General features: G+C 43.4%; 10 protein-coding genes and 1 pseudogene. 5 read left to right on the top strand and 6 right to left on the bottom strand.

The window, feature by feature from the left end; translation table 11 throughout:
* Window positions 1-47: 47 nt before the first annotated feature.
* Complete coding sequence (locus AAIH57_RS12675; RefSeq protein WP_430021834.1) at window positions 48-689, bottom strand: FusB/FusC family EF-G-binding protein; 642 nt, start codon at window positions 687-689, stop codon at window positions 48-50.
* A 912-nt stretch (window positions 690-1,601) separates the two neighbouring features.
* On the opposite strand from AAIH57_RS12675, the gene AAIH57_RS12670 reads away from it, so the two are divergent.
* The gene (locus AAIH57_RS12670; RefSeq protein WP_175398389.1) at window positions 1,602-2,981 is read left to right on the top strand and encodes a hypothetical protein; all 1,380 of its coding nucleotides are present in this window, start codon (window positions 1,602-1,604) and stop codon (window positions 2,979-2,981) included.
* A 151-nt stretch (window positions 2,982-3,132) separates the two neighbouring features.
* Complete coding sequence (locus AAIH57_RS12665) at window positions 3,133-3,771, top strand: hypothetical protein (protein ID WP_175398388.1); 639 nt, start codon at window positions 3,133-3,135, stop codon at window positions 3,769-3,771.
* Window positions 3,772-4,009: 238 nt separating this feature from the next.
* Here AAIH57_RS12665 and AAIH57_RS12660 read toward each other — a convergent pair whose 3' ends face one another.
* Window positions 4,010-4,882 carry a carbohydrate ABC transporter permease gene (locus AAIH57_RS12660; protein ID WP_127539550.1) on the bottom strand — a complete coding sequence of 291 codons (873 nt, stop codon included), beginning with the start codon at window positions 4,880-4,882 and terminating at the stop codon, window positions 4,010-4,012.
* A gap of 18 nt (window positions 4,883-4,900) precedes the next feature.
* A complete protein-coding gene (locus AAIH57_RS12655) occupies window positions 4,901-5,758 on the bottom strand; it encodes an ABC transporter permease (RefSeq protein WP_236146791.1) in 858 nt (285 codons plus the stop codon).
* 278 nt (window positions 5,759-6,036) lie between these two features.
* Between AAIH57_RS12655 and AAIH57_RS12650 the strand changes: the two genes are divergently transcribed.
* The 3 genes from AAIH57_RS12650 to AAIH57_RS12640 all read left to right on the top strand — a co-directional run bounded on the left by AAIH57_RS12650 (window position 6,037) and on the right by AAIH57_RS12640 (window position 11,857).
* On the top strand, window positions 6,037-7,851 hold the full coding sequence (locus tag AAIH57_RS12650) for a cache domain-containing sensor histidine kinase (protein ID WP_430021833.1): 1,815 nt from the start codon (window positions 6,037-6,039) through the stop codon (window positions 7,849-7,851).
* A 390-nt stretch (window positions 7,852-8,241) separates the two neighbouring features.
* Window positions 8,242-9,849 (top strand): response regulator transcription factor, encoded by a 1,608-nt coding sequence (locus AAIH57_RS12645; RefSeq protein ID WP_430021832.1) that lies wholly within the window; start codon window positions 8,242-8,244, stop codon window positions 9,847-9,849.
* Between the two features lie 328 nt (window positions 9,850-10,177).
* Window positions 10,178-11,857: an ABC transporter substrate-binding protein gene (locus AAIH57_RS12640; RefSeq protein ID WP_430021831.1), complete on the top strand. Its 1,680-nt coding sequence runs from the start codon at window positions 10,178-10,180 to the stop codon at window positions 11,855-11,857.
* A 152-nt stretch (window positions 11,858-12,009) separates the two neighbouring features.
* Here AAIH57_RS12640 and AAIH57_RS12635 read toward each other — a convergent pair whose 3' ends face one another.
* The 3 genes and pseudogenes from AAIH57_RS12635 to AAIH57_RS12625 form a co-directional block, all read right to left on the bottom strand.
* Window positions 12,010-12,279 carry a hypothetical protein gene (locus tag AAIH57_RS12635; protein WP_430021830.1) on the bottom strand — a complete coding sequence of 90 codons (270 nt, stop codon included), beginning with the start codon at window positions 12,277-12,279 and terminating at the stop codon, window positions 12,010-12,012.
* A gap of 312 nt (window positions 12,280-12,591) precedes the next feature.
* Window positions 12,592-13,527: an acetamidase/formamidase family protein gene (locus AAIH57_RS12630; protein ID WP_430021829.1), complete on the bottom strand. Its 936-nt coding sequence runs from the start codon at window positions 13,525-13,527 to the stop codon at window positions 12,592-12,594.
* A gap of 114 nt (window positions 13,528-13,641) precedes the next feature.
* Window positions 13,642-14,163: pseudogene (locus AAIH57_RS12625) on the bottom strand (phosphotransferase-like protein).
* Window positions 14,164-14,260: the final 97 nt, after the last annotated feature.

The raw sequence follows: 14,260 nt of genomic DNA, 5'->3' as shown, positions 1-14,260 counted from the left end.
AAGCAAAAAGGTCGCTCCGGAGAGCGACCCTGTTCTGTACTTAGAAATTATTTTACTGTCGAGAAAAGAAACTTCTCCAGCATGGTGATATCGGTGATGCTATCGTTACAAGCCTTGTTATCCATGCATACATACTGGCCGATCGATGCAAAGTTATCCGCCGAATGCCCCTTCATCTTTACGTTGAAGAACCCAAGTTCCTGATGGCGATGGCAGAACATGCAGTACCCCTTCTTGTTCGTGGCTGTAATCCGTCCCTCAATCCCGAGAAACTTGCCTTCGTGTGGATACACAATGAACAAGCGGCTCGTCGCAATGTCGATCCATCTCAGATAGGTCGTGTGTGCATAATCCATGGATTCCAGATCGGGCAATTTGAGCTTTTTGGCCTTCGGAAACAGCTTCTGAATCTGCTTCGCTGACACTTCCGGAAATGGAATCAGATATTCCTCAAGCTGGTTCATGTACAATTGCACGTCATGCGGCTTATCATACGTGGATAACTGCTCCAGCAGCTCCTTCTGATCCGGAGTGAGTTCGTTGAAGCTGCCAACTGCATTCGTACCGACTGTATAACGGACGGTCTCCAATACTTTTCGATCCACGACCGAGCGTAGCGTTTTAAGCAGGAAATCAGCTTGTTTTTGAATAAAATTAAATTGATGATTTTGAATAAATGGTGTTTGCATGGCGTTCAGCCCCTTATTTTTATTGGACAAACAAATAAGGTGCAAAGCCTGCAGGGTGAAACATAATGATGCTTTCAGGGCGATCGATTTTATTGTCGTCGCGCCCTACACAAAGTCCGCCCCTATTCAGGCTTTGCGTAAGGCCGTTCTAGCGAACGAGCAATCCGGCACTGCCAATATTGCCACGGTATAACCCCCAATGCAATAGATATACCGGAATTATAACAGGATTGGGAGTGTATGGGCAACGGGCTTCGTTTCGATCTGCACTTTTCAGAACATATGTACAAATCTTAGGTTCACAAATGACAAAGTCTAAAGTTCTCTGAATCTATATGAATTTGTTATGATCTCATTCTCTACCTCAACTACAATTGCAATACTGTCTACTTCATCCTGTAAAGCAAGGTATAGCCCCTTTAACTTAAAATATTCTGTACCTTAACAATAAATTGGTCCTTGGAAGTATGATAGATTAAGGTTTTAATCATATATTTAAGAATTCTCGGGTGGCTTCTACACCGCTTACAGGAATAATCACAGCGACCTCATCTATAAATTCTTGATTTTCTTTCCCTCTAATCTTAGGCTCCGCTATGTACCCTAATGCGAAAAAAATAGATACCTGTTAGCTGGCATCGATTTTTGTTCTGATATTTCCTTAAGCTCTCTCCTATTCCGTATTTATTGGACCTAATTGATATCTTTTCTAGTAACAATCTCGACAGATATGTTTCTATATATGGAAATTTTCATTCATTTCACTATCCTTCGATATATTTTAACACATTATTCCATAAAAATTATTGAATGGTAGGCGTAAACACTATATAATTATGGATATATTTCCCTATAAAGGAGGTAAGAGGGATAAAAAAGATTCAAACTATTATCTAAGGAGGATTTAAATCTATGAGAAAAGTAACAAGTATCCTTTTGTCTTTTTCTTTATTTCTAATGTTAAGTATTCCTGTTTATGCCGAAAGTAGTAATGATAGTGCACTCACAAAACACTTTGGAACCTATATGCCAATTAAACAATTCGATGAAGTCTATGGTAACAAAAATAGTGTTTCTCATGTAAATGATTTAAAAAGTTCAGGTGCATCACTATCTCTTGGGGATATAATCATTGATCAAGATAACATTAGCTTTAATGCTAAAATTGAGTATAACAACTCTACCAAGCTATTAAATGCGGAAGGTAATTTACGTAGTAGTTACAAGCAAGAAGAAGGCATTAACAGTGTAATCGGAGAAATGGTTGATCAAAGTAATGATTTTGACATTCTACTTTTTGAGATTTATAACGACAATCATCTGACAAAAAATTTAGTGAATAAAGATCTTGAAACTCAACCACATGTTAAATTATATCTAACTGATAGGGAATCAAATATCTTGCTGTTTGAATTTAAAATTCCAGAATCTTTACTCAATATTGAAACAAATAACTTAACTCCATCTGATGCACAACACGATTTGTTTTGGTTTGTCAGTGTAGTAAGTCCAACTGAACAAAAAGAGATTCCGGTAGATGAGACCATGCTCAACATAATAGCTGAAAACGAAAAAAGTCTCGTATCTCCTTCAGCAGTTGGTAGTTTTACAGATTGGGTGCATCCAACAACTTATACCAACACATATTATGTAGCAGGCGATGAAATCAAAAACTTTTCACTTCCATATGGTTCGTGGAAATCATTAAATGTAACACCATCCTCTACTTGGATAAATAGCTTTAAAATAGCCGAGCATGTTACGGTTAATGGAAAGACTACAAATGCTCAAAACCTATTCACATACAAAAATGTTAAACTTACTACCGGGGTTGGGGCATATTCTTCCATTGATAGATCATTCATTGATGGGAGTATGGTCGGAAAAGGATCTGGATCAGCTTTAGCAATGAAAATTGCTGAAACACTTTGGTCCAAAATTAATGTTGTTGGTCTTCCTTCGTTAAGTAACATAAAAAGCTGGATTACTGCATCAAACCAAGCACTAACTAGTAAAAATGTTACTTTAGGTAGCACAAATGTCAGATTAAACACCAGTCCAGCGGCTATTTCTGGTATTTCTTCAGACAGTTATACCCTTCATAAAAATACAGGTAGTAATACCGGGCACTACTTGACACTTCAAAGTGATGTACAGTTTAATGGAAATTCGGGGCAATCCTCCTCTGCTGCCAATGGTGTAATGTATGTTAGCTGGGATGTTTATTTTAATGGTTCAAAATATAATTCAGGTGAAAAAACGCTTGAGTTCCAATATAGAGTAAATAACTAAGCATTTTGAACTTTATTAAAGAATAGAATTCAGAAGGAGAAGTGGGCATTATACACCATATAAAATGCACCACTTCTCCTTACAAATTCACTTATCTCATATTTTATTACTGTATGAATAAACAAAATAATAATTATTGTGAGGGCCTAAGATGAGATTACAAAGGAATATCTCCATTATAATTAATGTGTCATTAACATTATGTCTAATTATTTTAACTGTGTTCTCTATTCATCAATACAAACTTCAAACTTTGTATAAAGATTATTTATCACAAAACTTATCCCATGATATCATCTCGCTGGCACAGGCCATTCAGACTAATAATAAGATATATGAACAAATATTACAGACAAATCCAACTTCAAATTCTTATCATAATGGACTCAATGTGCTTTACAACAACTATAGATCAATAGGTCCCATAGCTGATACTTATTCTTTAATGTACAATCAATTTCAGGGTTTTAAAGAATCTAACTCTTTGAATATCAAGAATTTTTCAAGTTCTGCTCTAGAACAGATGAACTATTTACAAGAATTAGTCAACAGTGATGCTCCAATCGACTCAAAAACCAAAGTTGCTTTGGAAAAATATTATTCTTTAAATTCTGAATGGCTAAAAATAATCGAACAGAGTGAGCTCCTTATAGTTAAGGAGAATGGGGAAATTAGTTTTAGAAACGGGAACAATTTAACTATCAATGAGTTGAATTGGGCTAATTTATTTAAGGACCTGGAGGCTCAAACCAGTGTTTTTTTGAAAAAATATGATACAGGTAATATCTAAAACAATAAGCCATTCTATTTTCTTTTTCATAGCAAGGTTGTCATTGGTTAAATCGAGATTCAAAAGCTGGGTTTGGACTACTCAAACAATAGCCTCCTTTTCCATCAAAGGTTAAAAGCATTTTCCACTCTTATTTCCCCTCGCTTTCCAAGAGACTTCGAAAAAAGAGCCCCCTCCCTGGCCTTAGGCCAGTTCAACAGCTCCTTTTTCACAACCCTATTCATTCCGCTCCACGCGGCTACTCCTTCACAGCCCCAACCACAATCCCGGTCACAAAATAACGTTGCAGGAACGGATATACGAGCAGGATTGGCAGCGCGCTAATAAAAATCTGGGACGCTCGAATCGTCCGCTGCGACAGGTTCGCAATCGCTTCCGGATCAAGCTTCGTCATGTCGGCCTGCACGATGATCGTTTGCATAAATGTCGCGAGTGGCAGCTTTTCCGAATCACGGATATAGATGATCCCGTCAAAATATGCGTTCCAATGTCCAACCATCATAAACAAAGAGACGGTGGCGATAACAGGCACGGAAACGGGCAGATAGATTTTGATAAACGACTGAAAATGCCCTGCCCCATCGATAAAAGCGGCCTCCTCCAGATCCTTCGGCACCGTGCGGAAGAAATTCAGCAGCAGAATGATGTTGAACACCGCCACTAGTCCCGGCAGAATGAGTGCCCATAACGTATTCATCAGCCCCAGCTTCAGAATGAGGATATACCCCGGAATGAGACCCCCGCTGAACAGCATCGTGACAACAAAATACCAGAGATAGATGTTGCGTGCGCGGAACACGCGCGTCTCCTTGGAGAGAGCATAGGCAGCAATTGTATTCACGATGAGTGCAAGCCCTGTTCCCAGCACCGTCCGCTCCACGGACACCCACAGGGAGGACAGAAAATTGGCGTTATCGAACGTCTTGGCGTATGCTTCGAGCGTAAATCCAATCGGCCAGAACGTCACCAGACCGGCATTCGCAGGTGCGGACGCGCTAAGCGATACCATCAACAAGTGATATAGAGGCAGCAGACAGAGCACCGAAAGGATGGTCAGGAACACATTGTTGAAGATGCTGAAAATGCGATAGGGTAACGTTTTATGATACATGGCTCGTCATCATCCTTTCTAGAAAATTCGGTATCCGGCGAATCGGTAGGCCAGTCGGTAAGAGATCACGATGAGGATCAGACTGATGACCGATTTGAACAGATTCACCGCGGTAGCGAAACTGAACTGCCCACTCAGCAGACCTTCACGATACACGAACGTATCGATAATATCCGCTTGCTGGTAAATTAATGGACTATATAAGTTGAAGATTTGGTCAAAGTTGGCGTTAAGCACATTACCCAGTGCCAAGGTTGCGATTACAATTCCGATAGGAATCAGCGCCGGAATGGTGATATAGATCGTCTGCTTCCAACGTCCCGCCCCATCCACTTCGGCTGCTTCATACAGTGACGGGTTAATGCCGGACAATGCCGCAAGAAAGATAATCGTGTTGAAACCAAACTCTTTCCAAACATCACTCGCAATGATCGTAAATCGGAACCAGTTGCCATCTCCCAGGAAGAAAATCGGCTTAATGCCGAACACCGAGACAAGGAACTGATTGAGAATGCCCGTCTGTGCCAAAATGTCGATCAGGATACCGGACAGCGTTACCCAAGACAAGAAGTGTGGCAGATACACGAGTGTCTGAATGGTTCTTTTGAGCGCCATCTTCCGTACCTCATTAAGCAATAACGCGAAGACAAACGGTATAATCAGATTCATGATGATTTTGGAGCAGGCAAAGAACAGCGTGTTCCACGTAATTTGCAGGAAATAATCATTTTCCCACATATACCTGAAGTGCTTCAGTCCCACCCATTCCGAACCCGCGAATCCAAGCGCAGGCTTGTAATCCTGAAATGCCATCAATATACCCGACATCGGAATATAAGAAAAAATAAAAACCATAATCGCCGCCGGCAGCACCATGAAGTGCAGTACCCACGGCTGTTTGTAGCGTTTCTTTTTCTTCTGTTCCAGCTTGTTCCCCACATTCGCCTGTGGGACCCGTTGACCCTCCAATTTAGCCTCCATAGTGCCTTCTCCTGTTCCCAAAAAAAGTTTTTGTGTGTAATGGGGTTCTCTGCTATAAATAGTATCAGGCCATTCTGAGCTCTGACTATATAACATTGTTAGGCCGGATAGGGTTTTGTTAGGGATCTCGTGATTACCAGCCTTTTTGAAAACGAAATTAAAGGAGACTTTTCATGCATATATGGAAGCGCTTTATATTATTCGAAAGAAGTGCCCGTTCCCGGTTTAGCCTGTTTGCCAAAATCAACTGCTTAATCGTGTTGTTGTTCATCCCCATTATTATCATGTACACCTACTCGAACAACGTCACCTATAACGTGGTCAGCAAAGAACTGCAGATTTCAAATACGAAACAGCTCACGTTTCTAGCCAGTCAGATCGATTCCCGTATTAATCAGATGATGGATTTCAGTCTGATCCTGTCAAGAGATCCCAATGTCCGGGCTTTTAACGGCTTGAACATATGGGATGACCGATACGATCAGATGCAGACCCGCTATGCCATCCAGGAAAAGATGGTGCTCCAATCCGGCGTCACAGATATATGGAACACTCGATATGCCGTATACTCACAGCAGAACAAGGATGTTATTGCCAACTACAATCGCTCGTCCGGGTATGACGAGGATTATTTGAAACGCAATATGAGCGGACAATGGACATACGGGGATCAAGGGGCGGATTCGCAGGAGGGCATGCAGTCCTTTTACTGGTTTTACACCGATTCCTTGGCTCAACCGGGGATGTTGACTGGCAGCAATCTCGTCATTGAGGCCAGCTTCAGTTATGAGAACATTCAGAACATGCTGGATACATACAAGGCAGGTGGGCAGGGAGATCCTTTCCTTTATCACAAGGGGAATGACCCCATTATGAATCGCAGTGCAGACAAGCAGTTATCGGAGGAACTTATTCGTTATCTGGATACACATTCCCCGGAGGATACTACACAGGATGTTGTGAATCTGAACGGCAAAAAGTATCTGGTTAGCGCTGTAAAATCCTCCTACCTGGATTGGCATTTGGTCGACGTGGTCCCGTTGTATCAGATTTTGCAGCCGATTTCACTCAGCCGGAATTTGTTCTATCTCTTTATGACTTTACTGTTTGTAGTGGGCATTTCCGCTTCCATTCTGCTGTACAGAAACATTCAATATCCGATCAAAAAATTAATCCAGGGCTTACGCCGCGTACAGCGCGGTGATTATTCCGTACGTCTTCATAGCAAGGATCAGAATGAGTTCTCATTCCTATTCCATCGATTCAATGATATGTCCCACCAGATTCAAGACCTGATCGAGAATGTATTTCACGAAAAAATTAGAGCCAAAGAAGCGACGCTTAAGCAGCTGCAGGCGCAGATCAATCCCCATTTTCTATATAACTGTCTAGGCTATATCATCAACATGGCCCAGATGAAGGACGAACAAGCTGTTGTCTCCATGGCGCATAACCTAAGTGCATATTATCGCTACACCACCCGCATGGAACGGGAGACGTCTTCACTCCAGGAAGAGATTAAGCTGCTGATCAACTATCTGGATATCCAGAAGCTGCGCAATGGGCGAATTGAGTATCACATCGATATCCCTGAGGACATGCTTGCCCAGACTGTACCGCGATTAATGCTTCAGCCTATGGTTGAGAATTCCGTTATACATGGTGTGGCGAAGTCCTATTCATCCGGGGAAATTCGCATTACCGGGGAGAGCTCGAATGGTTTTGGCAAAATCTATATCGATGACGACGGCCCCGGCCTAAGCCCGGAACAGTACGAAGCGCTGAACCTGAAAATGCAGGAGCCACTGCAGGAGGAAATGGGCTGCGGCCTCTGGAATACGAACCAACGAATCATGCACCTGTTCGGCAGTCAGTCCTATCTTCTATTCGGTCCCTCCCCACTCGGCGGATTCCGAACCGAAATCGTCTGGGAGATACCCAGGGAAGATACAGATTCTGAGCGTGACACCGACATTAATATAAGTTGAGCCATTTCATTTGAACAAAACATTGACACGTGAACGTAGAGGACAGAAAAAATCTGAAGAGCGAAGCTAAAGGATTGCTACAGGAAAGCTTCATTGGAAAGAAGCATACGCTGCACTTTTATTACAATTCCATCTTTATATAGGGCCTTGTTTATAAATAAAGGGTTAAACGTTATGTGGACCAAAGCGAAGGATTGAAGGGATTCTGTAGAAACGAAGTGTTCGCCTTTCAAGCCCCATTTCAACCTTACCATCATCTAATCCGGAAATGGGGCTTGAACAGCGATCGAAAGAACCCTTCGAATCCGTAGCGACTTCGGGTTCACAAGGAGTATCCATTGATTTTCATTCTAGGCCTTATATTTACACCACCAAGGGAGACGAAAGAATATGCAAATGATGATCGTAGACGACGAAGCACACTGGGTCGATAACCTATCCATGACCAAGCCCTGGCACACGCTGGGGATCGAACAGGTACATAGAGCGTACTCCGCGCATGAAGCCTTACAACTGATTGACACCCACCCCATCGATATCGTGATCTCGGACATTCAGATGCCGGAAATGACAGGCATTGAACTGATTGAACGCATCCGGATCCGGGACAAAAAAATAAAATGCATTCTGTTATCCGGGTATTCCGAATTCGATTACGCCAAAAAAGCCATCCAGTACGAGGCCGTAGACTACCTGCTCAAACCGCCGACAGACGATGAATTAATGGGCGCCGTGCAGAAGGCCATCGACCAATTAAACAACGAATGGGAACTCGTCAGTTCACTGAGTCGAACCCAGTTTACTTTACGAGAAAACCTGCCACACTTGCGCGGGCGACTGCTTCTGGAAGCTTTGCAGGGACATCGGTTTTCATCCAGCGAATGGGAGCGGAAACTCGCCAATTACGATCTCCCTTTTCACGCCGGGGACGCCTCGCTCATGCTCGTTCGGTTGGATGAAGAATTCGGACACTATGACAGCCATGATCAGACCCTGATCGAGTATGCCATTATCAACATGGCGGAGGAGATTATGGGTGAGTTTATGCACGTGTGGGGTGTGAAGGAGGAGCACGGATATGTGGTGTTTTTGCTGCAGCTGAAAGAACGGAATGACGATATTGGCAAAGAGACCATTCTGGAAAAGCTGTCCATTCAGCTTCAATCCAAAGTGAAACAGTTTCTGAAAGGCTCCCTCTCCATTGTCATTACCGAGTGGTTCACCTTTCCGGATCAGCTCTATGATCGCTTCCGTCAGGCATCCGCCTATTTCCGGCAGATCGTCGGAGACGAACGCGAATTCGTGATGCGGGTCAGCGATGTGGAGACGGCTGCGGCCCAAGGTCCACTGGACGTGCTTTACACCCCGCCGACCTTCATTCATCTGCTGGAGAGCGGACAATGGGATGCCGCCGAGGAGAAAATACGTGCCGTCTGCACGGAACTGGACGAGAAATGGTCCGAATCGTGGGAGCATTGCATGGAGGCCGGTTTTCTCATTACCGCTTCGTTCACCAATCTTGCCCACCGGAACAAGCTGACACTGACGAACCTTATGGGAAGTGATATCGAGTACCTTCAGAGCGGCGAAGCCTTCTCCACTATCAGCAAATTGCGCAAATGGTCACTTGGTGTACTCGCCAAACTCAAGGAAGGCACGTCCAATGAGGTCAAGGATACCCGGTCCGAATATGTGAAGAAGATTCAGGAGTTTACGGATAAAAACCTGCATCTGGATGTGTCTTTGCGTGTACTCGCCGACCATGTGAACCTGCATCCTACCCATCTGTCCAAGATTTACAAGATCGAAACAGGCGAAGGCATCAGTGATTATATTTCACGCCTGCGTATGGATCGGGCCTGTCACAAGCTGGTCACGACCACCAAAAAAGTATATGAAATCAGCCTGGAGATTGGCTATATGGACCCGGCGTATTTTATCAAAGTGTTCAAGCGCCAGTTCGGCGTCACCCCTCAGGAATATCGAGACCAGCATTAAACAGCTTAAAGAGGTTGTTCAAAAAGTCCGCTTTTGATTACGAGGGATGCCTCACGGCATCATCAGCGTCGAATATGGGATTCAGCCGAAATAAGCGGGAGGCTTACGAAGTATGTTTCCTTTGGAAACATTGTAGTTGCTCACGTAGCTTCCTACGCTCCGCTACTCCATTTCTAGCTTTATCCCATCTTCTCGGTACTGAAAACCGATCTTTTTGAACTTTCACTAATAGAGTCCTATCGAAACTAACAAACTCATATAGATGCCCTCCCGCCCGAATTGGTACAGTTACACTTGTAAAGATCATACACCGTAGGGGGATTGAACAATGATCAAATTCAAAACATGGTGGTCCTTGCTCATGGTCATCGCACTCATCACTATCACTGCGTGCGGCAGTGGCGACTCAGCCAGTGAGAATGGTACCGACGATACACCGGCGACTGTCGGCTCAGCCGAGGCTGAAGCTGCCTTTGCCAAAGGAAAATACGACCCACCCATTGAGTTCAGTTCGGTGCGTATGCCGAAGAAATATGTGCAAGGTGACACCAAAGAAAACAACGTACACGATCGCTGGATGCTCGAAACGCTGGGTATGAAGCATAAGGATTCGTGGTATCCGGCCAATGACGATCAATACAGACAGAAGCTGCAGCTGGCGATTGCTTCAGGCGAGAAGCTGCCTGATTTCGTATCCGTTCCGACGAACGCGGTACTTACCAATCAACTGATCGACTCTGGTCAATTCATCGCCATCGATGAACTCTTCGACAAGTACGCCAACAAAATTCTAAAAGATCACGCAGCAGCACATCCCGAGCTTTGGTACCCGTTCACCAAGGACGGCAAGAAATACAACATGCCAATCCTGGAGTACACCGATAACGACGATACCCTGCTCTGGCTCAGAGAAGACTGGATGGAGAAGCTGAATCTTGAAGCACCAAAGACCATCGCAGATCTTGAGAATATCATGGACAAATTCAAAAACGAGAACCCGGACGGCCTGTCTCCGGATAAAGTATTCCCACTCGCGATCTCGCTGAAAAATAACACCAACACCTGGATGGGCTCGCTCGACTGGTTGTTCGGCGCTTACGGCACGATCCAGGAACAATGGAACAAAGACGCGAATGGCAATCTGGAGTACGGCTCCATTAATCCCGGTGCCAAACAAGCCCTTGCCAAGCTGAATGAATGGATGAACAAAGGGTATATCCATACAGACTCTGCCCTGTGGGATGAAGGTAAATCCGCCGAAAGCTGGACCGCTGGCACCGCAGGCATCCTGCCTGGCGCAAACTGGGTACCCGACTGGCCTGCACCGGACCTGCTCAAGAACGTACCTGGCGCGAAATACAAAGCCTACCCTATTCCGGCTGGGCCAGACGGCAAAATCGGTACGAAGTGGCAGAACTCTGGCGTCAACGCCAGTATCATGATCAACAAGGATGCCAAACATCCGGAAGCGATTTTCCTGTACTACAACTACCTGCTCGATAACCTGGCCAACCCGGCAGCGGGCAGTCCATATGAGTACGGCTTTGCCAAAGGATACGACTGGGATATCGTAGACGGTCAACCGACCAGTGACAAAGAGAAGATCAAAGACTTCTCCAACGAGTTCCCGTTCCTGACTGGTCCGGCTCGTATTCCAGATCTGTATATGAAAACCCTCGTGAAGCTGGCTGACGGCGAGAAACCAGAAACCCCTTACGAGAAACAAATGGCCGAGTTCCGCAAACCTGAAAACTGGGCCGCTGCCAAAGTCGTGATGTCGCAGCTCGACATTCGCAAACAGAACTACTTCACCGGCGCAGCCACACCAACCATGGTCTCCAAGTGGAACCTGCTTCGCCAGTCCGAGATGGAAACCTTCAACAAAATCATCTACGGCAAACTGCCGATCGATGCCTTTGACCAATTCGTCGCCAACTGGAAATCCAACGGCGGAGATCAGATCACGCAAGAAGTGAATGATTGGTTTAAGTCGGTAAGTGGGAAGTAAGATTGGGTTAGGGTTTTGGTAAAAAGTAAACAAACAAAAATAAGCCGAAGCGTATATTTCTGCCGCTTCGGCTTGTTTTATTCGTTCAAAATTAGGATCACCACCCATTGGTTTTTAGAACCTCTGGGTGGTTTTAAGAAGTATACCCATTTCTATTGTTCGGTCAACTCATACCACGTCTCGTACCCCTCAATGTTTGTATCTGAGTGGTCACTGGCGTCGGATGTCTTGAAATACCTAGCATAATACGCATGTTCAATTGTCTTTTTATTGTTATCCGTATTGATATCCAGATAGATATTGGATATTTCCAACCCCCATTTGACACTGCGAGCAATTTCGTTGATGTTATCTACAGTTGAAAATTCGTCCATTTCCATAAGAATGAACTCCAGTTCCTCTTTACTCGGTTCGGTGCTCATATCTATTCTGCAAGAAAGGTTTGGACGGGTAAATGTAAATTGGACTCTTTCGATCGACGGAGAAAGATCCTTCAAGTTTTTAGTTAATTCTTTGGTTGTACCGGTATTTATACTGTATGTAGTACTGCAACCTGTTGCAAATAGAAGGAAACAAACTAAGATTACGATCCATTTATTCATTTTGCACCTTCTTGAAGATTAGATAGCTCTTTTCTCAACCGCTTCCTCTTTTTGATATCCCTCTGCCGGACCAAGGGACGATAGGCTCAATGCGTGAATTTGGAGTTCTAAGAATTTTGCGTCCCCTTTGAGTTACTTTAAAATTCCATGAGGTAAACAAGCATGCACCCCTTTAACCCCATTGACGATTTGCGTAATTCGCAAGTCTACAATTGAACTTCCTAATGCAATAGCTTCCACACGATTCAATCCATATAATTCACCCAATAAATTGAGCATACCATCAAGCGCCTGAACCGTCGCTTCGTTCAAGTCCTCGTGAAATCCGAATGTGATCCATCCAGCTGGTGTATTCGCTCTTGGATTTGACAAACTCATGTTTTCAATTACGTTAACCGTTATATCAACAACTTCCATTGGGCATTCAATTGCTTGGCAACTCACCTCGCCATCTCCTTGTAGGGCATGGCCATCACCAATTGCGAGGTAAGCTCCATCAACAGATATCGGTAAATACAACTTACTGCCTTTTACTAACTCCTTGCAGTCTATGTTACCTCCACAATATCGTGGTGGCCACGTGGAATGTACTCCGCCTGATTCTGGCGGCATTCCAATGACACCCATGAACGGCTTTAATGATACTGTGAATGTTTTCCCATTAATATCGCAATTTCCCACCATCAATTTGTTATCAAGTTTCCAGTCAAGGCTAATTTCCTGGTACTCAGTTAAGTGTAACTTTTGGTTCTGCCAATTAGGGTATTGTCCAGCAGCTGTGAATCCATAATGACCAGGTATAATATCATTAAATATTATCTCTAGTGTCATTCCTTGTTTTGCATTTTCTATTAAAATAGGGCCTATTAATGCGTGTCCCCCATCTATCTTTTCCCTTCTCGAGAAAGGTTTTTTTCGTTCAGAATTACTCGCTCCCATTCCCCAACCAGCGTCAAGCGTTTCGAATCGGATGGAATCTCCTGAGGTTGCTTTAAAAATGGGAGACACTTCATTAGTAAATGATCCAATTAGATTACCTTGAGCTAACTCAATCTTATGTACTTTCATGAAATCGCCTCCAAGGTTTCTGATTTACGCTAATTTCGTATAACGTTCCTCTGTTCCTGATGTCAATTCCCCGTTAGATAGCTCTGATCTTTGGAATTAATAAAATGTTTGAGATTATTTATTTTTTTGAAATAATGATGTAATAATAATGTCCGCACATTCTTCTGGTGAATTTAAACTTGTATCAACTGAGCAACTATAGCGAATGTTTTGCGACATTATTTTGTTTTGCTCATCAGATTGATCTTCCCTTCTGTCACCACGTTCTACATTTCTCTTACGACAGATATCTAAAGGACAATACACTTCGACGATATCCAAAGGGTACCCATTAAAAATTTCCATGACCTTATCGTAATGTGGCTTTAACTCAGGTCTTTCAACAAGTATGCCATCGATTAAGATATTCTTTCCACGATCCGAAAATAATGTTGCTGTGTGATACATCATTATTATTGCTTCACTTAGATGCTTCTAGTAATTATCTTGTAGGTGTTTATCACCAATCGTATTTTCAAAAAGATCATTGGCCACAACATAAAAAAACGGTTCAGAGTAAGTTTGCATAGCTTCTACTATTGAGGTTTTACCTGAACTTGTTACACCATTTAAAAATATAATTCTCCCTTTATCCATATTTCTCATCTTCCTTTGCGTCGGTTATTTTTTAAAAGATTCGGGACTGGATAACTTTATGTGTTCACCAACCCGAAAATTTTATGGCAGCTACAGC

It is taken from the genome of Paenibacillus sp. MABNR03 (assembly GCF_050455445.1).
In the GTDB taxonomy this organism is placed as follows: Bacteria; Bacillota; Bacilli; order Paenibacillales; family Paenibacillaceae; genus Paenibacillus; species Paenibacillus xylanilyticus.
This window is presented reverse-complemented; position numbering and strand designations above follow the sequence as displayed.